This window comes from Sulfurimonas sp. ST-25 (genome assembly GCF_048079205.1).
GTDB classification, from domain to species: domain Bacteria; phylum Campylobacterota; class Campylobacteria; order Campylobacterales; family Sulfurimonadaceae; genus Thiomicrolovo; species Thiomicrolovo sulfuroxydans.
On the sequence record NZ_CP182225.1, the window covers coordinates 570,493 to 590,651 of the forward strand.

Consider the following 20,159-nt stretch of genomic DNA (forward strand, 5'->3'; position numbering starts at 1 on the left):
GGGGGTTATTTATGGCAGTTAGCCGGGCTTACGGGGTCGGGAGGCCGAGCCACTGCGCGGCGACCTGCCGCAGCCCGTCGGGGTTTTCCGAGGCGAAGAATTTCATCTCGGTGTTCGCGGCGCTCTCTTTGATGCCGTAATGGGCTTCGAGGTACTCCACGATCGCTTCGCCGGAGTGGATCATCAGCGCTTTATCCCCGAAATAGTTGGAGATGGCCCCGGCGATAAGGGGGAAATGGGTGCAGCCGAGGATAACGGCGTCGGGGGCTTTGCAACCGGCGAAGTAGTGGTGCATCGTGCTCTCAAGGACTTCGCCCTCAAAGAGCCCCTCCTCGACGATGGGGACGAAGAGGCCGGTCGCCTTGGCCTCGACGTTGCGGTAGCCGTGGGTCTGGAGCAGTTGCTGATAGGCCCCGGAGCCGACGGTCGCCTTCGTGCCGAGCACGAGGACCTCCGCGTCGCTGTCGCCCAGGGCGTTCTTGGCGGCGAGGATGCCCGGCTCGACGACGCCGACGACGTCGAAGGGGGCCTGGGCGCGCATCTCGTCCAGGGCGTAGGCGCTGACGGTGTTGCAGGCGACGATGAGCAGGTCGATGTCGAAGTTCTTGAAAAATTCCACCGCTTCGAGGGCGTAGCGGACGATGGTGTTGCGGTCTTTGACCCCGTAGGGGACGCGGGCGGTATCGCCGTAGTAGACGATCTCCTCGAAGAGGCGGTGTTCCAGCAGGGATTTGACGACGGTCAGGCCGCCGATACCGCTGTCGAAAACACCGACACGCACGGGCTTAGCCCTCGTTCATCATAGAGAGGAATTCGTCGTTGGACTTCGTCTTTTGCATCTTGGTGTAGAGGAAGCGGAGCGCTTCGACCTCGTCCTCTTGCTTGTGCAGCATGGAGCGGAGGATAAAGACCTTTTGCAGGACGTCCGGCCCGATAAGGAGCTCCTCTTTGCGGGTACCGGATTTGAGGATGTCGATCGCCGGGAAGATACGGCGGTCGGAGATCTTGCGGCTGAGGACGACCTCGGAGTTACCCGTCCCTTTGAACTCTTCAAAGATGACCTCATCCATACGGCTCCCGGTCTCGATCAGGGCTGTCGCGATGATGGTGAGGGAGCCGCCGTTCTCGATGTTACGGGCGGCACCGAAGAAGCGTTTCGGTTTGTGCAGGGCGTTGGCGTCGACACCGCCCGACAGGACTTTGCCCGAACTCGGTGTCACGGTGTTGTAGGCGCGGGCGAGGCGGGTAATGGAGTCCAGCAGGATGACGACGTTCTTGCCGATCTCGACGCGGCGCTTGGCACGCTCGATGACCATTTCGGCGACCTTGACGTGGTTCTTTGCCGGCATGTCGAAGGTGGAGGAGTAGACCTCGCCCTTGACGGAGCGCTCCATGTCGGTGACCTCTTCGGGGCGTTCGTCGACGAGCAGGACCATCAGTTCCGCTTCCGGGTGGTTGTGGCTGATACCGTGGGCGATCTCTTTCATGAGCTCCGTTTTACCCGAACGCGGCGGGGCGACGATGAGCCCGCGCTGCCCTTTACCGATGGGGGCGAAGAGGTCCATCATGCGGCCGGTGAGATGGGTCGGCTGGTACTCGAGCTTGAGCTGCTCCAGGGCATAGAGGGGCGTGAGGTTTTCGAAGAGCGGGCGCTTCTTGCTCTCTTCGGGTGGTACGTAGTTGATGGCCTCGATCTTCAGCAGGGCGTAGTAGCGCTCCTGGTCCTTCGGCGCACGGACCTGGCCGGTGACGACGTCCCCGTTACGCAGGGCGAAGCGCTTGATCTGGGTGCTGGAGACATAGGCATCGTTGAGGGAGTCGCTGAAGCTCTTGTCGACGGAGCGGAGGAAGCCGTAGCCGTCCTGCATCACTTCGAGAATACCGGTGAAGAGGATAAAGCCTCCCTGGGCCGTCTGCGCCTTGAGGATTTCGAAGATGATGTCCTGGCGTTTGAGCTCGTTGGGGCTCTCGACACCGAGCTCTTCGGCCATGGTGACGAGTTCGTCGATCGTCTTTTCTCTGAGGGCCTCTACAGTGTAGCCTTCGACGGGCTTATGGGTCCTGTTTTTATTGTTTCGTGAATTGTTGCTGCGCGAAGTATCGCTCATGAAGGTGTTCCTCTATGTCTGCTGAGTGGATTTTTCTAAGGAAGAAATCGAGGTCGTTAATGTGAAAGATTTCCCGTATTTTATACTATTTGCGTTTTACTTGTCAACAAGTAACGCGCTTTTTACCATCCCGGCGGTACAATGGCATCACTACTAATAGAGAGAGGAAGGAAGAGCTATTGATGAGAGCCTACCTTGAAAACGAAATTTCAGCTTCCATAGAGACCAAACAGAAGATTTTGAACGACGACGCCCTGCTGAACACGATCGCAGCAGCGGCCACGGCCTGTGTCGAGGCCTACCGCCGCGGCAACAAAACGCTGCTCGCGGGCAACGGCGGCAGCGCGGCGGACGCCCAGCACATCGCGGCGGAACTCGTCGGCCGCTACGGTTTTGACCGCCCCTCTATCCCGTCACTGGCGCTCACCACCGATACGTCGAACCTGACGGCCATCGGCAACGACTACGGCTACGACAAAGTGTTCTCCCGCCAGCTGGAAGGCATGGGCGTCGAAGGTGACATCTTCTTCGGTATCTCCACCTCGGGCAACTCCCAGAACATCGTCAATGCGTTCGAGAGTGCCAAGGCGAAGGGGATCACGACCATCGCACTTGTCGGCCGCGACGGCGGTAAGATGGGAGAGATGGCCGATATCGCCATCATCGTGCCCTCCAACGCGACGCCGCGTATCCAGGAGTCGCATATCCTGATCGGGCACATCATCTGCGACGTGATCGAAAAAGAGCTCTTCGGCGACGGCGTCGGAGCGTAGGTAAACAGACGATGCGTATGTCTGAGAATTCACAAAGAGCGCAAGGCGCGAGGGCACGCCGCCGAGGCGAACTCAGCGTTGGCGTAGCTGTCCGGACTTAGTTCGGATGGCGTTTTCATCAATGGGTAAACCGGCCCTCTTCCTCGACCGCGACGGCGTGATCAACGTCGACACGGACTACCTGTACCGCATCGAGGAGTTCGAGTTCATCGACGGCATCTTCGAGCTCTGCGCCGCCTACCAGGCACGGGGCTACATGATCGTCGTCGTGACCAACCAGTCCGGCATCGCCCGCGGACGCTACAGCGAAGCGGATTTTGACCGCCTGACGAAGTGGATGGTAGAGGAGTTCGGCAAACACGGCGTCAAGATATCCGGGGTTTATTACTGCCCTCACCATCCGGAGGTGACGGGGGCCTGCACCTGCCGCAAACCCGAGCCTGGGATGCTGCTTCAGGCCGCGGAAGAGCTCGGCATCGACCTGGCGCATTCGGTGCTGGTCGGCGACAAGGAGCGCGACATCGTCGCGGCCCATCGTGCCGGTGTGCGGGAAACCTACCTGTTCGATGGCGAAACGAAAGTGACGGAAGCATCGCGCACTATCAAATCATTAAGGGAGCTGATATGAAGATCCTCAATACCGGCGGGACGTTCAACAAACGCTACGATCCCATCCTCGGGGTGCTCGAGGTCCCCTTCGACAACGAAGCGGTCGAGGATATCGTCGAGAGCTTTGCCTACAGCGTCGAGATCGCCGGGATGCTCTATAAAGATTCGCTGGAGATGACCGAGGAGGATCGCGAGCAGCTCATCAACATCATCGACGTCGACGACGAGGAGGTCTACGTCATCGTCCACGGCACCGACACGATGGACCTGACGGCCAAAGCCCTGGCGGAGTGGATGGAGGAGGATGAAGAGGAGCGGGTCATCGTCCTCACCGGTGCCATGGTGCCCTACAGCATCGACAAGACCGAAGCCAGCGTCAACCTGGGTATGGCGCTGGGATACGCTGCGACGCAGCCCGCGCCGGGGGTCTACATCTGCATGAGCGGGATCATCGCGCCCTATGACCGCATCCGCAAAAACCGTGGAGAGGGGATTTTCGAGATTGTCTAACGTTAAGTGCGACCACTGCCATCTGCAGTTCGATGAATCGGTCATGATCAAGGAGGGTGACCTCCACTTCTGCTGCAAAGGGTGCCAGGGGATCTACCACCTGCTCAAAGACGAGGGGCTGGAGCGCTTCTACGACAAGCTCGGCGAGGAGACCCTCGTGCCGCCGACGGAGCAGTTCGAGGACAGCGGCAACTTCAACTCGCCGGCTTTCTACGACCGCTACGTTAAGACGGACAGCGAAGGGTTCAGCGAGGTGTCACTCATCATCGAGGGGATCCACTGCTCCGCCTGTGTCTGGCTCAATGAGAAAGCGCTGCACAAGATGGAGGGCGTCGTCGAGGCGCACATCAACCACACGAACAACAAGGCGCGCATCGTTTGGGACGACGAGGTGGTCAAACTTTCCAACATTATCGACATGATCCGCGCCATCGGCTACGACGCTTTCCCGTACGATCCGCAGATCCAGGAAGCGCGGGCGGAGAAGGAGCGCAAGGATTACTACCTCCGTATCGCCGTCGCCGTCTTCGCGATGATGAACATCATGACCATCGCCGTCGCGCAGTACGCCGGCTTCTTTACGGGAATGACGCAGGGGATCAAGAACATCCTCAACGTCGCCGAGTGGATTCTCTCGACGCCGGTGCTCTTCTACAGCGGCTGGGTCTTCTTCCGGGGGGCCTACTATGGCATCCGTACCCGGTCGGTCAACATGGACATCCTCGTCGCGACCGGGGCGTCGCTGACCTATCTCTACTCCATCTATATCACTCTCTTCGAGCTGGGCGAAGCCTATTTCGACTCGGTGACGATGATCATCACTTTCGTACTTGTCGGCAAGTTCCTGGAGGTGCTCAGTAAAAAAAGCGCCGCCGATACCCTTGATGTGCTCTCCAAGCATGTACCGGGCGAAGTGACCCTTCTTAAAGACGGTACCCAGGTGAACGTGAGCGTTAACGAGGTCGTCGTCGGCGACGTCATTTTGCTCAAGGCCGGGGAGAAGGCGGGCATCGACGGGGAGATCCTCTCGGGCGAGGGGAGCTTCGACGAATCGAGCCTGACGGGGGAGAGCGACCCTATCTATAAACGGCCAGGCGACAGCGTCGTCAGCGGCACGACGAGCATCGATGCCGTCGTACAGTATGAGGCGACGAAAGATTTCGAACATTCGACCCTGTCGAACATCCTGACGATGCTCGAACGCTCTATGGCGAAAAAACCGCGTATTGAGCAGCTGGCCAACAGGCTCTCCGAGTACTTCTCCACCGTGATTCTGCTGCTGGCTTTCGGCACCTTCCTCGTCTGGTGGTTCTGGCCGCACCCTTTCAATATCGCCTTTATGGTCGGCATCTCCGTCATCGTCATCGCCTGCCCCTGCGCCCTGGCGCTGGCGACACCGGTGGCAACCCTGGTCGGCCTGGGGCAGGGAGCGAAGCGGGGCATCCTCTTCAAAGAGGCGGCCCAGCTCGAGACCCTGGCGCAGACCGATACCCTTGTGCTTGATAAAACAGGCACCATTACCGAGGGGCGGCCGCAGGTCGTCGATGTTCAGTGGTATGCTGCGGAGGCCGAGCTTCAGCGCTATCGCCTGAAACTCCAGGCCCTGCTCAACGCCTCCAAACACCCCGTCGCCATCGGCGTTTCCGAATACCTCAGCGGCGAAACGGAACTGACGGCGCTGCCCATCCTCGATGAGGTGCGCCAGATCGCAGCCAAGGGGATGGTCGCGCGATGCGAGGAGCAGATGCTCAGCGGCGGCAATGCCGCATTGATGCGCGACCAGGGGATCGCTCCTACCGACGAGAGTGCACATACGCTCTTCTATTTTGCCGTCGGCGAGACGCTGGTCGCCCGTTTTGAACTGGCGGACAAACCCCGCCCTGATGCGGCAGAGGCGATCCGTGCGTTGACCCATGCCGGCATCGACGTCATCATGCTGACGGGGGACCATGAACGCTCCGCGCGCAAGGTGGCTGCGGCAGTCGGTATCGAGCACTACCATGCCGAGCTGACCCCCGAAGCGAAGGCGGCTTTGGTCGCGCAGATGCAGAGCGAAGGGCATAAGGTCGTGATGGCGGGCGACGGTGTCAACGACATCCTCGCGCTGGCCCAGGCCGAGATCGGCATCGCCATGGGCAACGGCAGCGATATTGCCATTGATGTCAGCGACGTGGTCCTGATGAACGATTCGCTCACCTCTTTGGAGGAGGCGTTCAGGATCGGACGGGCGACGTACGGCCTGGTCAAGCAGAACCTCGGCCTGTCGCTGGTGTATAATGCCGTTACCGTGCCGCTGGCGATGGCGGGCTACATCATCCCCCTGGTCGCCGCGATATCGATGTCATTGAGCTCCCTGCTGGTCGTGGGCAACTCGATGCGCATCGCCTACAGCTGGAAACGCGCGGCGAAGCGCCGCTGAATAAGGAGAGACATGGACAGTTGGGTGATTATCATGATGCTGGCCGTCTCGGTCTTTCTGGGATCGCTGGCACTGCTGGGGATCATGTGGGCTATCCGGACCGGGCAGTTCGACGACAAAGAGAAGTTCCTCAACCAGGTACAGTACGACGGAGAGGACGAACTCAATGACGCCGCGAAGCAGGCGGAAAAGAAAAAGGCGATGAAGAAGAAAAAAGAGGAGTACCGGCCGGAGTAGGGTCGGGAGTGTTGTGAAACGCACCGGACGCTTTTTTTCTCTTGCCCTGGTGTATGCGCTGCTGAGTTCAGCGCCGGGCAGCGCCACTGACACCATCGAACGGTCGGGAGATGCGCTTAGCATCATGCTTCCGCTTTGCGCGGCGGCGGCAACCGCCTACCATCATGACGGCGAGGGGGCGCTGCAGTTCACGGAAGCGTTCGCGACGACCATGGGGGTCACCTACGCGCTCAAGTACAGCATTGATAAAAGGCGTCCCGATGGCAGCGATCAAGACGCCTTTCCCTCCGGCCATACGGCTGCCGCGTTTTCCGGGGCCTCATTTCTGCAACAACGTTATGGCACGCCTTATGGACTTCCGGCTTATCTGGCAGCCGTTTATGTCGGTTGGAGCCGTGTGGAGGTAAAGGCCCACGCCGTTGAGGATGTGCTTGCCGGAGCCGCAATCGGGATCATCGGCACGTACCTGTTTACCAAGAGGTTCAAGCGGGAGATGTCTCTTGTCCCCGTGGTTGGCAATAAACAATTCGGTCTAGTGTTTCAAAAAAAGTTTTGAGGATCAATAGGGTGGTAACAAAGTGGCACGCCCGGAGGAATTCAGATCCCCGATACCTCGGTAGCGGACTTCTACACAAAATCTTGGGATACTATGGTTTTGCATTGCCATTGATTTTAGATTTTTTCTCATCCATATATTTCCGATACATGATCCAATTAACCCACAGTGATTCTGACAGGACGTGGATGCTGTCATCACCGTGATCAATGACGAAATCCTTTAGGTTGTCTTCATATCTCACTTGTCTCGGTACCACATTGTAATCCAGCCACAGATATTCTTCATGTTCGTTATCGTCAATTTGCCAGGAATTAAAGTTCTTATCTATGCATGCTTCCACATGCAGTTTGTAATCATGATGATCACTCAGGGCAATACATTCGCTTTTTAAACTTTGGCTGGCTTCTTCTATAGACTTGTACTTTTTCGTCTCCCTTTTCATCCGACGTTTGAACGCAAAAATCTTGTTCATGCATTTGACATGCAAATCGAATTTTTTAGAATACGCTTCGTCCAACTCGATTGCAAAAAACACTTCAGGCTTTCCTAGTCGTATCAGTTCCCGGGACATGCCCAAAAACAATGCATTTGCGGCAATCTCTTCATAATCGATATAGTTTTTGACATCGGGCAGCATAAGCTCCTCTTGCATTTCATTCATGAGCCAATTCAGTGGACTGATTTTGATATCATCTTCTCTGCGACAGGTGGCGGCATTCGCCGCTCCCGATACGCTTGGGGAATATTTTCCTCTGAAAACAGATACATTTTGGCTTCGTTTACCCACAAGAAGCTTGGAACTTTCACCATTACGGCAAATCACCAGACAACTCAACCCTAAATGATTTTCAACCATTGTTTCTTCGAGCTGATTGAGTCTTTTTCCCGGCATGCCCGGTTCCAAAACATCACGTACCGTTGTGTTGTGGATGATGCCGACATCAGCCATCATATTCGTAACAAGATAATTAAAATAAAAAGAGTTCTCCATTTTTATCGTAATGTTATCGGCACTCTTTTCAATCCCCTTTACGCGTAACGTCACTCCGTTATAATTGGATTTATTTGTCGCCTGATGGTAAAACTTTTCCTCTAGCTTCACTTTGGCCGATGCTGCAATAATCCATGGTAAAGCGTAGTGGTTGTTATCGTTGTGGAATAGAAGATTATCAATGGTAAAAGAGGGGTATTGAGGTTTGATCAAATAAATTGATCTGGTTAAAACCTGATTCTTACTGTCCATAATGTCAGTGATTGCCTCCGCCGTATAGCGGCTGCCGTCATTTTCATTCGATAAAATCCGAATCAGATCAGGGTAATGTGCCTCATATTTTTCAATGAGTTCTTTGTGACTGGTTGTAAATAATTGGTCTTCATCTTTATTGGTCTTGCAAAATAAGTACCACAGTGTAGGGAAAAATAATACAAACAATACGTACAGATTGTTTTCGAAAACACTGGAAACCCTATGAGCGAAATTAGCCATTATACGGGTTATTTGGAGTATTGGACTTTCTGTGTCATTCACCTTCATGTCATCGTCAATAAGAGCTTGTTGCAATGATTTTTGAGCCATCATTGAAACATTCGTATCTGTGTTGACTTGTGTTGTATTTCCTGACTGAAACAGAACAATGAATCCAGCAATGATCAGAATAAAATAGATCCACAATATTGATCTCTTTTTCTTTTGACTGTATTGAGATATCGTCGCAAAAAATGTATCTTTGTCAAGACAAGACATCATTTTTAAATTCACCCTTGTTTTCAAATACACCCTTTTAGTAGTTAAGACGGATAGCACTCGCATCATCTGATTTTTTGAATCTTGGAAACTTTTGCAGCATGGAGTCGTCTTCTTCAATTTTTCTGATTGCTTCAACGATATCAACAAGGCTATGCCCGAACAAATCTCCGATTGAAAAATAGCCATACGTATCCACAACAGCACTAAACCCGTCAGTACTCAAGAGGATTCTATCATTTTGCTGAGGATTTAATACGGTCTTGTCGATGAAGTTTGAACATTTTTTTATCCCTTCACTGTCAATCGTCAAGGCACCGTACCCATCTTCGGTATTTATCAATGATCGATGCTTCTTCAACAAACTTTTTATTTCATCATCAGAGATTGGGGCAATCTTCATTTTTGTTAGGATGAGGTTGTCGAGTGCACAAATTTTCGGTTCATTGAAAATGGAGTATTCGTCACCCTTTGTGGAATAGTATGCTTTGCAGTCACCTAATCTGCTTACTTCGACTTGCCCGTTGTCCAAATTTCTAATTAAAACCATGCTGGCAGAAGGCAGTTCATACTTCGGTAATGTGAATGTCCCTACTATCCCCATGTAAAGTTTTTGGATTTCGGACAATACATTTTCAATTAATATCTTTGTAGTAAGTCCGCGGGCATACTTTTCTTTGAATAATTTTATAAACATCTGGACAAACCATTTAGCATCGCTTTCAGCATGAGGAATATGATTCATCCCCAATCCTGTCGCGCCGTCTAACAGCAAATAGTAGGCATCATTAGTATCAAAGCCATCTTCGTTGGGTTTGTCACTTGAACCTGAACGGGATATATATTCAATTGATTTATTTAGTGTCATTTTTTTTTATTCAAAATACATTTTATGCCAGCAGCATAGAAGAGTCCAGTGAAGTTTTACTGATAGTGATGAGCTTACTCAATCCCTCTGTATAATCAGCTGAAGAGAAAGTAGTGGCACGCCCGGAGGGATTCGAACCCCCGACTCCTGGTACCGGAAACCAGTGCTCTATCCAGCTGAGCTACGGACGCATTTATAAGTGAAGAGCGAAATTATAGCCTAGAATCTTTAAGGGAGGTAAAGGGCGCGCAATGGAGGTTGGGCGAATGCCTAATCCGCCTTTGAAAAGTGGATGATTTTCCCCTCTTTGGTAATGGTGATCCCTGTCCCTTTCTGTTTTTGCCATGCGTTGTGCAGGGCAACGAGGAGGGCAAGATCGGGGCGTTTTTGCGTGATGACCGGCTTGAAAAATTCGGCCTCCTCGAAGATCTCGGCATGTGTATCCTGCTCAAAGCCCATCGATACCAGCCCCCTTGGGTGAGAAAGCCCGAGTGCCACGGCGATGGAGTGGAGGCTCGCTTCGTCCTTGCGCTCTATCGCTTCGTCGTAGATACAGTAGGCTTCCAGGGGGTTTTGAAGGTAGCACTGGTAGATGGATGCGAGATCCGCAATATAGAAGAGATCGTCGGTGAGCTGTTTGTAGGCTTCACCCCGGTCAGCCTCCGGGCCGAAATTCAGTGATGCGATATCACTCCCGGCCTGGTGGAGCAGGGCGCTGCCGATCACGACGAGCCATTCGGCCATGGAAAGCGTATCGATCTCCGCATCGCGGCCGATAATGATAACAGGCCCGACCCGTTCATTCCGAAACGCGATGCCCTTTCCCGTGACGTCGATAATAGGCGGGAGCGGATCGACCCCGAAGGCTTTGAGGTGGTCTTCCATAAAGGTTTTGGTTTTTTCGAACATCGGGAGAGCTCCGCGCAATTTTTGCGCTATTGTACCTTCATCATCGCCAAAAAGTGATGAACCGGTAAGGATGGCCAGTAAGGTATCAAGGTCAAAGATGAAAATCGAAGTGGGCCGCCTTCCCCTTACAGAAAAGAGCGGCCGGGTGTGAAAGGTTACGGGGCTAGATTGATTTTAAAGACGCCCTGTGCCTCTTCGGAAGCGCTGATGAGTTTCCAGCCTATGGTTTCATTACTGTCATCCTTGCTCGCATAGACTTTCCAGCGGTAGATCGCACCGTCTTGCAATGCAGTCGTACCATTGTATTCGACCGACGTAACACTGCTGTCCATATCAATTAGTTTCGTCAGGTTTTCATCACTCCTGGAAAACAGTGCAAAATGTTTCATGCTAATGCTCCTTTAATTTTGGTCGAGGTGAGTCACCGCTTGACAAAGGTGCGTGATGGTTAGCAGATGATCAATTAACTTGTCGGGTTTTAAAGCGATCTTTTTCACTCTGTTTTTTTGAACGTTATTTTTGATGAATATCTATAGGGTAAGTGTCGTAAAGTCGGCATTTGCTTTTTGCGGGGAGTGGCGTTGGGATAGAAGAGACAACACCCCGATCACAGGTGTTGTCGATCGTCGTTGATTTTCTGAAACGTTGTGAAATAGCTTACCTTAGCTAAATCAAGATCGGTATGACACATGACGTACGTGTTGGATACTTGGAAAATCGTTTAACAGTAGTAAGAATGTTTGTGTGGATTGTATTCTTGAAAGTAAATGGTGCGCCCGGAGCGATTCGAACGCCCGACCGCTGGTACCGCAAACCAGTGCTCTATCCAGCTGAGCTACGAGCGCACACCAGTTATCCGTTTAAGGAGGCTGAAATTATAGCTGTAAAAGCTTATAGTTTTTTTAAAAATCCTGCTTCTGAGCCAATTCCGTCAAAAAAGTCTCCATATCGTATTTACTGCGGTATTCCGGCGTCATAATGTGAATAAGAACGTCACCGAGATCGACGACGATCCATTCGCCGCTTTCATCCACCTGGTTGAACTGTTCGCCCGGCTTGAGGTCCTTCTTCAGATAGTCCAGAAGGGCGTGGGTATGGCGTTCACCCAGGGAGGTGGCGATGATGACGTAGTCGACGAAGTAGTCCCGCTCGCGGAGATCGAAGAGTTCGATCGCCTCCGCTTTGTTGCGGTCAAGTACGTCAATAATTTTCTCTAAGCGTTTTTGCACTGAATATCCTTGTAATAGTTTTCAATTTCTTCCCGGACGCCGTCGGGGATGAGGTGGGTCTTTTCCAGCGCCCGGAGTTCGGTCGAGCTGACGTCGACATCGACGTCCAGGCGCAGAAAGTTAGCGGGAACGTGACTGCCCGACCGGCTGGCCACGACCCAGGTGACCATCCGGTTCAATGCCTCATACTCATGCCACTTCGTCAGCGTATCGATGTTGTCCGCCCCGATGATGAGGAAGATGTCGGGATCGAGCGCTTTGAAATGGCGGACGGTCTCGATCGTCGGAACGGGACGCCCCGCTTCGATTTCGAAGGTGCTGACACGGACGCCATCCATAGAGGCAAAAATGCGCTCAAGCCATTTCAGACGCAGTTCCGGCGGGGCATGCGTGCCGCTTTTAAAAGGGTTGACGTATGCCGGAACGATATAGAGCGTTTCGATCGGCAGGGTCTCCAGTACCCGAGTAACGACGGCGGCATGCCCGGCATGGGGAGGATCGAAAGAACCGCCGAAAATCGCTATCGCCATGGCCCCGCTTTTTAACGAAATTATATCTTAGCTTGGGTAAAATCACGCACAATCATAACTCTAGTGAAGGACGACACTGCATGGAGCTTCTCAATATCAAAGATCTGGACCTGCAGGACAAAAAAGTATTTATCCGCTGTGATTTCAACGTGCCGCTGGATTCATTCGGGAATATTTCCGATGACCGCCGTATCCGTTCGGCGATAGCGACGATCAACTACTGCCTGGATAAAGACTGCGCCGTCATCCTTGCATCGCACATGGGACGTCCGAAGGGCGAGGTCGATCCGAAGTACTCCCTCGAACCGGTACGCCTGCGTCTGCAGCAGCTGCTCAAGCGCAGTGTCGCGCTGGCAAAGGACGTTGTCGGTGAAGATGCCATTGCCAAAGCAGCCGAACTGCCGCGCCATGAAGTCCTTCTTCTGGAAAACCTCCGTTTTGAAAAGGGCGAAACGAAAAATGACGACATTCTTGCCGAGAAGCTGGCGGGAATGGCGGATTTCTACGTCAATGATGCCTTCGGCGTCAGCCACCGCGCCCATGCCTCCGTTGAGGCGATCACCAAACATTTTGATGAGAAGCACAAGGCGGCGGGCTTCCTGCTGCAAAAAGAGATCCGCTTCTTCGGTACGCTGATCAAGCAGCCGGTGCGTCCCTTCGCGGCGATCGTCGGCGGGAGCAAGGTGTCGGGCAAGCTCGAAGCGCTGATCAACCTGCTGCCGCGCGTCGACAAGATCATCATCGGCGGAGGGATGGCCTTTACCTTCCTCAAACAGCTCGGTTATGACATTGGAAACTCCCTTGTCGAAGACGACCTGCTCGAAGAGGCGCAGAAGATCATGGACGAGGCACGCCGCCGCAAGGTGAAGTTCTATCTGCCGGTCGACGTCGTTGCTGCGCAGACCTTCTCCGCAGATGCCACGAGCAAACTCGTTTCCGCTCAGGAGATCCCGCAGGGGTGGATGGGCCTCGACATCGGGCCGGCAACAGTCCGTCTCTACCGCGAAGTCCTCAATGACGTTCAGACGGTACTTTGGAACGGCCCGATGGGCGTTTACGAGATGGAGCGTTTCGCCCGCGGCTCCAGCAAGATCGCCCACTTCGTCGCCGACTCCTACGCAACGACGGTCGTCGGCGGCGGGGATACGGCGGACTTGGTTCAGCGTATCGGTCTTGACGAAGAGATGACCTTTATCTCCACGGGAGGCGGGGCATCCCTGGAGCTGCTTGAAGGCAAAGTGCTTCCGGGTGTCAAGCCGCTCGTGATCAAGGAACACGATTGATCATTGCGGCCAACTTCAAGACGAACCATACCCGTGCCGCCACCGAGGCGTATCTGGCCAAAGTGACGACCTATATCGCCGATGCGGAGATTTCCGATGAGGTGATGGTCTTTCCGCCCGCGACGGCATTGTGCAGCAGCAAAGGCGATGTGACTGTCGGCGCACAAAACGCCTGGCCGACCGAAAACGGTGCCTACACCGGCGAGATCGGAACGGAGCAGCTTGACGAGTTCGGGATCCGGACCATCCTGATCGGCCATTCGGAACGCCGACATATCCTGGGAGAGTCCCAGGAACTTGTCGCCGAGAAATTCGCCTATTTCAAATCGCTGGGTTACCGCATCGTCTACTGCATCGGCGAACCGCTGGAGGTACGCGACGCGGGGAATGAAGCGTTGATGGCCTATCTTGCCGAACAGCTCGAAGGGATCGATCTCGGCTATGAGAACCTGGTCGTTGCCTATGAACCGGTCTGGGCGATCGGAACGGGACGGGTCCCCAGTGAAAACGAGATCGAGCTGATTCACGGTGCCCTGGCGAAACTGACGAAGGCTCCGCTGCTCTACGGCGGCAGCGTCAAAGTCGGTAACGCGGCTTCCATTCTGGCACTGAAGCATGTGGACGGGGCACTTGTCGGAAGCGGCGCGCTCGATCCGGATGATTTCTGCAAAATGATCGCCACGGCGAAACAAATTAATAAACAGGAGGTTTAATATGTTGATGAAAGGCAAAAAGGGTCTGATCGTCGGACTGGCAAATGACAAATCTATCGCGTACGGTATTGCAAAGGCGTGCCATGAGCAGGGGGCGGAACTGGCGTTCACCTACCTCAACGATGCGCTCAAAAAACGTGTAGAACCCATCGCCGAGTCGTTCGGCTCGGACAAAGTCTATGAGCTTGACGTCTCCAACCCTGATCATATGGATGCGATTGCAGGCCTGATCGAGAAGGATATGGGCAAGATCGATTTCCTCGTTCACTCCGTCGCTTTTGCACCGAAAGAAGCGCTGACCGGCAGTTTCCTGGAGACTACCAAAAGCGCGTTCAACATCGCCATGGAGATCTCCGTCTATTCGCTGATCGACCTGACGAACAAGCTCCAGCCGGTGCTGGCGGACGATGCATCGATCCTGACGCTGAGTTACCTCGGCGGACCGAAATACGTTGCCAACTATAATGTAATGGGTGTCGCGAAGGCGGCCCTGGAGTCAACGGTTCGCTACATGGCGGTCGACCTTGGGACGAAGGGACAGCGCGTCAACGCCATCAGCGCCGGTCCGATCAAGACCCTTGCTGCGGCGGGCATCGGCGACTTCAAACAGATCCTGCGCTGGAACGAACTCAACGCTCCGCTGAAGAAGAATGTTACAATCGAAGAAGTAGGGAATTCGGCGATGTACCTGCTGAGCGACCTTGCATCAGGCGTATCGGGCGAGATCCACTACGTCGATGCCGGCTATAATATTATGGGGATGGCTGCTGTCGAGAAGAACGCTGAGGGCAGAACGGTCCTCTGCTGGGACGAAAACAAGTAATCTTTTACCGAGGAGAGCGTTAGGCTCTCTTCATCTTATTTATAGAAGGTGCCCTCTACGGTGCCAACCCATCCTAATTCATTTTCCTATGACCGGCATTTCATTGAGTTTGTCAGAGTGCAACGGTTTCGTACGTCTTTTTTCTTTCTCATCAAGGTAGCGGTCCCATTTGTCATAATAGTATTGTAGTGTGAACCATTTACGGAAATCAGATTCAGAGTCGGCTTCTTCCTCCGTCTTCTCTTCCGATTCTCCAGCAGTGGTTACTTTTGCCGTAGCATTCGTATCCATCAGAGGAGCCGTATTACCATTGACTTTTTCCGGATCAGTAGTATTGACCGGCGAGCTCTCCAGTTCGGCAGCCGACTCCGGCTCGGTATCGGACGGCGCAGCTGTCTCGTCCTCTTCTTCATAGGCACGCTGGAGAAAGCCTTTTTTTTCAGGGTCGATCTTCCCGGAGGGGGTAATGGCATTGAGTTGAGTGTTCTGCGAGGGAGAGCTAGTGTCTATGTCAGTGGCACCTGCCGATACATGAAGGATACAACCTGTCAATATAATGGGCACAAAAAGTTTCATACTTGTTACCTTTGAGTTTTCTTGCATAGTATAGTTATATTAAACATAATCGAAGCTTTGGGAGAATGATAGACTTTTTTAATATTATCACAAAGCTATCAAGCCCGCTGTACAGGGGGTTTGGGCGGTGTAAAAATTTCTTTTGAATTACAGAATTTTTTAAGATTTGTGTGTTAGAATGGACGGCGACGAAACTTAAACATAGGTCAAGCTTAACTTGAAGGAGAATGAATGAAGTTAGTCAAAATGAGCCTGGCAGCAGCTATGCTGATGGGTGTTAGTGCGTTTGCGGTTGACAATGTTAAGATCAGCGGTGACGCTCAGGTTTTCTATAGCACATGGGATGCTGATGGTAAAGGTTACGATGCGGTTGCATCTGATCCGAGTGGTGCTCTTTTCGATAAAGACTCTTCTGCTGCAGATGCTGCGCTTCACCTGAGCGTTAGTGCTGATCTGCTGCCGATCGTTTCTGCCGGTGCTACTTATACGGCTATTTCAAGCCTCGGACTCGAAAACAACTTCGTTTCCAACGTTTGGGCAGGTTCTCACACTGCTGTAGCTGGTAACGGCAATAACTATGGTTCTGCTCTTGGCGGTGCTAAAGTTGAAAACGCTAGCTGGTTCAGCGAAGCATGGGCGGCGATCACACTTGGTCACACAACTGCAAAAGTCGGTCGTATGGCACTCGATACTCCGATGGCGTTCACGGAAACTTGGTCTATCGAGCAGAACACCTTTGAAGCGGCAGTTCTTCTTAACCAAGACCTCCCGGATACAACACTGGTCGCTGCATACGTCGGTAACGGTAACGGTACTGAGTGGTACGGTGACAGCCCGCTCTTCGGCCCTGGTGTAAATACAAGTAACGTTTATCAGCTTGGACTGGCAACAGGCGGTGTTGTAAATGCAGATGGTGGTTTTGCAACTTACGGTACAGACGGTGCATACGCATTCGCTATCGTCAACAACTCGTTCAAGCCGCTGACGGTTCAGGCGTGGTACTATGACGTTACGCGCATGGCACAGGCTTACTGGATCCAGGCTGACCTGAACATGGAAGGCATCCTGCTCGGCGGTCAGTACAACAGTACAGATACAGGCGACCTTACTACCCTGGATGCGAATACCGTTTATGCTGCAATGCTCGGTTATTCAACTGATGCGTTCACAGTCAAAGGCTCTTACTCTTCTGTAAGCGATGACAACGGTATCGTTGGTGCAGGTTTCAATACTGCAACAGATATTCGTTATGCTCAGTCTAAACTGTACACAGAAGCATGGTGGAACTACGGGTATGTTACTCGCCCGGATACAACTGCTTTCAACGTGACTGCGACAGCTGCACTTAGCGGATTCGATCTCGGTGCGTTCTATACAAGCACGTCAACCAACAACGACTTCTTCTACGGTGGCGATGTTGACATGAGCGAACTGACTCTCTCTGCAGGTACTACACTGCTGGGTGCTCTTGATGCTACACTTGTATACATCAACACAACTGCGGACGACCAAAACAATGGCGACGCTTACAACACTGTTCAGGCTTACCTGACACTGAACTTCTAATTCAGGAAGTTCTTCTTCCGCCTCCGGGCGGAACCCTTTCTTTTCTTTTTTCTTTTCCCGCTATAATTTTTCAACCCAACAAAAAGTACACGCTTTGAACCTACTCTTGCGCAAAGCAGGTTACCTGCTGCTGATGCTCCTGCTCATTACGATCATCTCTTTTTTGGCCATCCATGCTGCTCCCAACAGTTTTCTAAGCGGCGGTGAACTCAACCCGAACATGTCCGCAGAGGCTATCGATCGCCTCAAAGCCGTTTATGGACTTGATAAGCCGCTCTGGCAGCAGTATGCGGACTGGATCGTCAACATGACGCAGCTCGATTTCGGCATCTCCTTTGTCAGCGGGCAGGACGTGACCGCCGAGATCATGAAGCGTCTTCCGATCACACTGGGGATCAATATCGTCTCCTTGCTGCTCGTCTTCGCCCTGTCGCTCTGGATGGGCATCAAGGCGGCGATGCGTTTCGAGCAGAAAGCCGACCACGCCATCCGGCAGCTTTCTTTGGTCTCGTTCGCGATGCCATCGTTCTACCTGGCGCTGCTGATGATCCTGCTCTTCAGCGTCGAGCTGGAGTGGCTGCCGATCACGGGACTGCACAGCATCGGCGGACCGGAAGAGGGGGTGGCCTACTGGCTTGATACGGCGTGGCACCTGATCCTCCCCGTATTCGTCATGGTCTTCCTGGCCCTGGGATCTATGACGGTCTACGTCCGCTCTCTGACGCTGGAGATCCTCAAAAGCGACTACTACTTCTTCGCAAAGGCAAGAGACCTGCCGGAACGGACGCTCTTCCGGCGTTACATTTTGCCGAACCTGATGCCACCCGTCATTACGCTTTTGGGGCTCTCATTGCCCGGGCTCATCGGTGGTAGTGTTATTCTGGAGCAGATCTTCGGGATCGAGGGGATGGGACAGCTCTTCTACTTGAGCGCACTTAGCCGGGACTATCCCGTTATTATGGGGATTCTGATGATCACGGCGTTTCTGACGCTGCTGGGGAACATGCTGGCGGATATGCTCCTGCTGAAGCTGAACCCCTACGCGAAGCGGGGGTAAGCGTGATGGTTGCGCCGAATGAGCGTTGTGAGCTTCGGCGCGCTGAAGCGCATTAAGTCAAATTGCATTTGTCATTGAGCGTTCATTGAAAGCCATCCCGGAGGCACAAAGCCGGGAGGGATGAGCGATTCGCGAAACGACGATTTTTGTGCTACTTTTTTTAAAAAAGTGGCAAGGGTTTGTGTCTGGAGATCGGAGTTAACGGCGTCGAAGGCTTGTAGCAGTGAATGATTGACGGTCTGAGGGTTACGCTGATATTAAATTGGTAGTAAATACGCTGTAAAGGATGTTATATCGTCGGTCGACAGGCACGAAGTGCCTTATTCGCCGAACAGCGCTTCAAGGGAGGAGAGGTCCTCTTTTTTCTCTTCGGCAGGCATACCTTCTTCGGTGGTGGTCCCACCCTGCTCGACGAGCTCGATGGCGTAGCCGGTGAGCATGGAGGCCAGGCGGATGTTGATACCGCTTTTGCCGATCGCTTTGGATTTCTGGTCGCTCGGCAGGGTGACGATGGCTTTTGCTTCGCTCTCTTCATCCTCCGGGTCGCCTTCGATCGTAACGGAGCTGATGATCGCCGGGCTCATCGCACGGGCGATAAAGAGTTCAGGAACGGAGGTGTATTCGACACAGTCGATGTTTTCCCCCAGCAGTTCGTCACTGACGGCGTTGATACGAACCCCTTTGACACCGACGGTCGCGCCGACCGGGTCAACCTGTGGGTGGGTCGAGAGCAGGGCGATCTTGGCACGTTCGCCCGGGATACGTGCGCACTTTTCGACGATGACGAGCTTGTCGTTGATCTCGGGTACTTCGAGGCGGAGCAGCTCTTCGAGGAATTTCGGAGAGGTGCGCGACAGCTCGATGGAGATGCCGTTCACTTTGTCGATATTGACGCGGCGGACAACGGCATTGACGACGTCGCCGACTTTGAAGTGCTCGCCCTTGATACGGCTCTTCATCGGAAGAACGGCCTTCACCTCTTCCATTTCGATGTAGGTGTTTTGCTTGCCGTCAACGCGGGTAACGCGTCCGGAGACAATGGTGCCGATCTTCTCTTTGTACTTGTTGTACAGCTCGTTCTCGACCATGCGCTGGATATGGAACTCGATTTCGCGGAACAGTGTTGCGGCCGCGGTACGGCCGTGGGATTCGATGTCGTGCTCGATCTGGAACTCGTCGCCGACTTCGACGTCGGGGTCGACCTCGGCTTTGGCACGGGTCAGCCCGATGTAGGCGGCGGCCTCTTCGCCTTCAAGGCGTTCGTCGTCATCTTCCACAACGGTAATGGTCTGGTAGACGCGGATGCTTTTTGTCTCAGGATCGATTTCCGCATCATAGGCGAACTCCGGGTTGACCAGGCGCTTGGCCGTCTGGATAAATGCCGCTTTGACCGCCTCTTTCACGTTTTCGGAGGAGAGCCCTTTTTCGTGTGCGATCGATTCAATAATGTCCAGAATATTTTCCATAACTATCCCTGTGTGTATTCGCTAGTCGTTCCATAAAAAAATGAGGTGTGATTGTTTTTTATAGAAGGGTAGTATTATACCCAAAAAACACTAAAGTTGCCACTAAGCATACAACTTAATGCATGCTTAATCAAACGCGGGCTATAATCGCGTCAATATTAATAGCGCTGATATGAGGCG

At 53.2% G+C, this 20,159-nt stretch carries 21 protein-coding genes and 2 tRNA genes; 11 read left to right on the forward strand and 12 right to left on the reverse strand.

The window, feature by feature from the left end; all coding sequences use genetic code 11:
• Nucleotides 1-28: 28 nt before the first annotated feature.
• Nucleotides 29-781, reverse strand: coding sequence for a glutamate racemase (murI, locus tag ACM66T_RS02845; protein WP_416768760.1), 753 nt, complete (start codon nucleotides 779-781; stop codon nucleotides 29-31).
• Nucleotides 782-785: 4 nt separating this feature from the next.
• Nucleotides 786-2,108 (reverse strand): transcription termination factor Rho, encoded by a 1,323-nt coding sequence (rho, locus tag ACM66T_RS02850; RefSeq protein ID WP_231020290.1) that lies wholly within the window; start codon nucleotides 2,106-2,108, stop codon nucleotides 786-788.
• Nucleotides 2,109-2,290: 182 nt separating this feature from the next.
• Between rho and gmhA the strand changes: the two genes are divergently transcribed.
• From gmhA to ACM66T_RS02880, 6 genes are all read left to right on the forward strand, one after another.
• The gene (gene gmhA, locus ACM66T_RS02855) at nucleotides 2,291-2,881 is read left to right on the forward strand and encodes a D-sedoheptulose 7-phosphate isomerase (RefSeq protein WP_231021213.1); all 591 of its coding nucleotides are present in this window, start codon (nucleotides 2,291-2,293) and stop codon (nucleotides 2,879-2,881) included.
• A 121-nt stretch (nucleotides 2,882-3,002) separates the two neighbouring features.
• Nucleotides 3,003-3,509: a D-glycero-beta-D-manno-heptose 1,7-bisphosphate 7-phosphatase gene (gene gmhB, locus ACM66T_RS02860; RefSeq protein ID WP_231020291.1), complete on the forward strand. Its 507-nt coding sequence runs from the start codon at nucleotides 3,003-3,005 to the stop codon at nucleotides 3,507-3,509.
• A complete protein-coding gene (locus ACM66T_RS02865; RefSeq protein WP_231020292.1) occupies nucleotides 3,506-4,000 on the forward strand; it encodes an asparaginase domain-containing protein in 495 nt (164 codons plus the stop codon). The genes gmhB and ACM66T_RS02865 overlap by 4 nt, the downstream gene beginning before the upstream one ends.
• Nucleotides 3,993-6,419 carry a heavy metal translocating P-type ATPase gene (locus ACM66T_RS02870; protein WP_231020293.1) on the forward strand — a complete coding sequence of 809 codons (2,427 nt, stop codon included), beginning with the start codon at nucleotides 3,993-3,995 and terminating at the stop codon, nucleotides 6,417-6,419. The genes ACM66T_RS02865 and ACM66T_RS02870 overlap by 8 nt, the downstream gene beginning before the upstream one ends.
• A 12-nt stretch (nucleotides 6,420-6,431) precedes the next feature.
• Nucleotides 6,432-6,656 (forward strand): cbb3-type cytochrome oxidase assembly protein CcoS, encoded by a 225-nt coding sequence (ccoS, locus tag ACM66T_RS02875; protein ID WP_231020294.1) that lies wholly within the window; start codon nucleotides 6,432-6,434, stop codon nucleotides 6,654-6,656.
• 13 nt (nucleotides 6,657-6,669) lie between these two features.
• Nucleotides 6,670-7,212 (forward strand): phosphatase PAP2 family protein, encoded by a 543-nt coding sequence (locus tag ACM66T_RS02880; protein ID WP_231020295.1) that lies wholly within the window; start codon nucleotides 6,670-6,672, stop codon nucleotides 7,210-7,212.
• 91 nt (nucleotides 7,213-7,303) lie between these two features.
• On the opposite strand, the gene ACM66T_RS02885 is transcribed toward ACM66T_RS02880, so the two are convergent.
• From ACM66T_RS02885 to nadD, 8 genes are all read right to left on the reverse strand, one after another.
• Nucleotides 7,304-9,028, reverse strand: coding sequence for a hypothetical protein (locus ACM66T_RS02885; RefSeq protein WP_416768761.1), 1,725 nt, complete (start codon nucleotides 9,026-9,028; stop codon nucleotides 7,304-7,306).
• Nucleotides 8,997-9,827: a hypothetical protein gene (locus ACM66T_RS02890; protein ID WP_231020297.1), complete on the reverse strand. Its 831-nt coding sequence runs from the start codon at nucleotides 9,825-9,827 to the stop codon at nucleotides 8,997-8,999. The genes ACM66T_RS02885 and ACM66T_RS02890 overlap by 32 nt, the downstream gene beginning before the upstream one ends.
• Nucleotides 9,828-9,941: 114 nt before the next feature.
• Nucleotides 9,942-10,018, reverse strand: a tRNA-Arg gene (locus ACM66T_RS02895).
• Nucleotides 10,019-10,097: 79 nt separating this feature from the next.
• Nucleotides 10,098-10,736 carry a hypothetical protein gene (locus ACM66T_RS02900; RefSeq protein ID WP_231020298.1) on the reverse strand — a complete coding sequence of 213 codons (639 nt, stop codon included), beginning with the start codon at nucleotides 10,734-10,736 and terminating at the stop codon, nucleotides 10,098-10,100.
• 155 nt (nucleotides 10,737-10,891) lie between these two features.
• Nucleotides 10,892-11,125 carry a hypothetical protein gene (locus ACM66T_RS02905; protein WP_231020299.1) on the reverse strand — a complete coding sequence of 78 codons (234 nt, stop codon included), beginning with the start codon at nucleotides 11,123-11,125 and terminating at the stop codon, nucleotides 10,892-10,894.
• A gap of 379 nt (nucleotides 11,126-11,504) precedes the next feature.
• A tRNA-Arg gene (locus ACM66T_RS02910) sits at nucleotides 11,505-11,581 on the reverse strand.
• Nucleotides 11,582-11,638: 57 nt separating this feature from the next.
• Nucleotides 11,639-11,965 carry a ribosome silencing factor gene (gene rsfS / locus ACM66T_RS02915; RefSeq protein ID WP_231020300.1) on the reverse strand — a complete coding sequence of 109 codons (327 nt, stop codon included), beginning with the start codon at nucleotides 11,963-11,965 and terminating at the stop codon, nucleotides 11,639-11,641.
• On the reverse strand, nucleotides 11,950-12,495 hold the full coding sequence (nadD, locus tag ACM66T_RS02920) for a nicotinate (nicotinamide) nucleotide adenylyltransferase (RefSeq protein ID WP_231020301.1): 546 nt from the start codon (nucleotides 12,493-12,495) through the stop codon (nucleotides 11,950-11,952). Before nadD ends, rsfS begins: the two co-directional genes overlap by 16 nt.
• Nucleotides 12,496-12,575: 80 nt before the next feature.
• On the opposite strand from nadD, the gene ACM66T_RS02925 reads away from it, so the two are divergent.
• From ACM66T_RS02925 to fabI, 3 genes are read left to right on the forward strand one after another with little or no spacing between them, the layout of a single operon-like run.
• The gene (locus ACM66T_RS02925; RefSeq protein WP_231020302.1) at nucleotides 12,576-13,778 is read left to right on the forward strand and encodes a phosphoglycerate kinase; all 1,203 of its coding nucleotides are present in this window, start codon (nucleotides 12,576-12,578) and stop codon (nucleotides 13,776-13,778) included.
• Nucleotides 13,775-14,491: a triose-phosphate isomerase gene (locus ACM66T_RS02930; RefSeq protein ID WP_231020303.1), complete on the forward strand. Its 717-nt coding sequence runs from the start codon at nucleotides 13,775-13,777 to the stop codon at nucleotides 14,489-14,491. Before ACM66T_RS02925 ends, ACM66T_RS02930 begins: the two co-directional genes overlap by 4 nt.
• 1 nt (nucleotide 14,492) lies before the next feature.
• Complete coding sequence (gene fabI / locus ACM66T_RS02935) at nucleotides 14,493-15,314, forward strand: enoyl-ACP reductase FabI (protein WP_231020304.1); 822 nt, start codon at nucleotides 14,493-14,495, stop codon at nucleotides 15,312-15,314.
• Nucleotides 15,315-15,392: 78 nt separating this feature from the next.
• Here the strand turns inward: fabI and ACM66T_RS02940 are convergent, their stop codons facing one another.
• Nucleotides 15,393-15,890: a hypothetical protein gene (locus ACM66T_RS02940; protein WP_231020305.1), complete on the reverse strand. Its 498-nt coding sequence runs from the start codon at nucleotides 15,888-15,890 to the stop codon at nucleotides 15,393-15,395.
• Nucleotides 15,891-16,121: 231 nt separating this feature from the next.
• Between ACM66T_RS02940 and ACM66T_RS02945 the strand changes: the two genes are divergently transcribed.
• Nucleotides 16,122-17,456, forward strand: coding sequence for a hypothetical protein (locus ACM66T_RS02945; protein ID WP_231020306.1), 1,335 nt, complete (start codon nucleotides 16,122-16,124; stop codon nucleotides 17,454-17,456).
• A gap of 94 nt (nucleotides 17,457-17,550) precedes the next feature.
• Nucleotides 17,551-18,513, forward strand: coding sequence for an ABC transporter permease (locus ACM66T_RS02950; protein WP_231020307.1), 963 nt, complete (start codon nucleotides 17,551-17,553; stop codon nucleotides 18,511-18,513).
• 320 nt (nucleotides 18,514-18,833) lie between these two features.
• On the opposite strand, the gene nusA is transcribed toward ACM66T_RS02950, so the two are convergent.
• A complete protein-coding gene (gene nusA, locus ACM66T_RS02955; RefSeq protein ID WP_231020308.1) occupies nucleotides 18,834-19,979 on the reverse strand; it encodes a transcription termination factor NusA in 1,146 nt (381 codons plus the stop codon).
• Nucleotides 19,980-20,159: the final 180 nt, after the last annotated feature.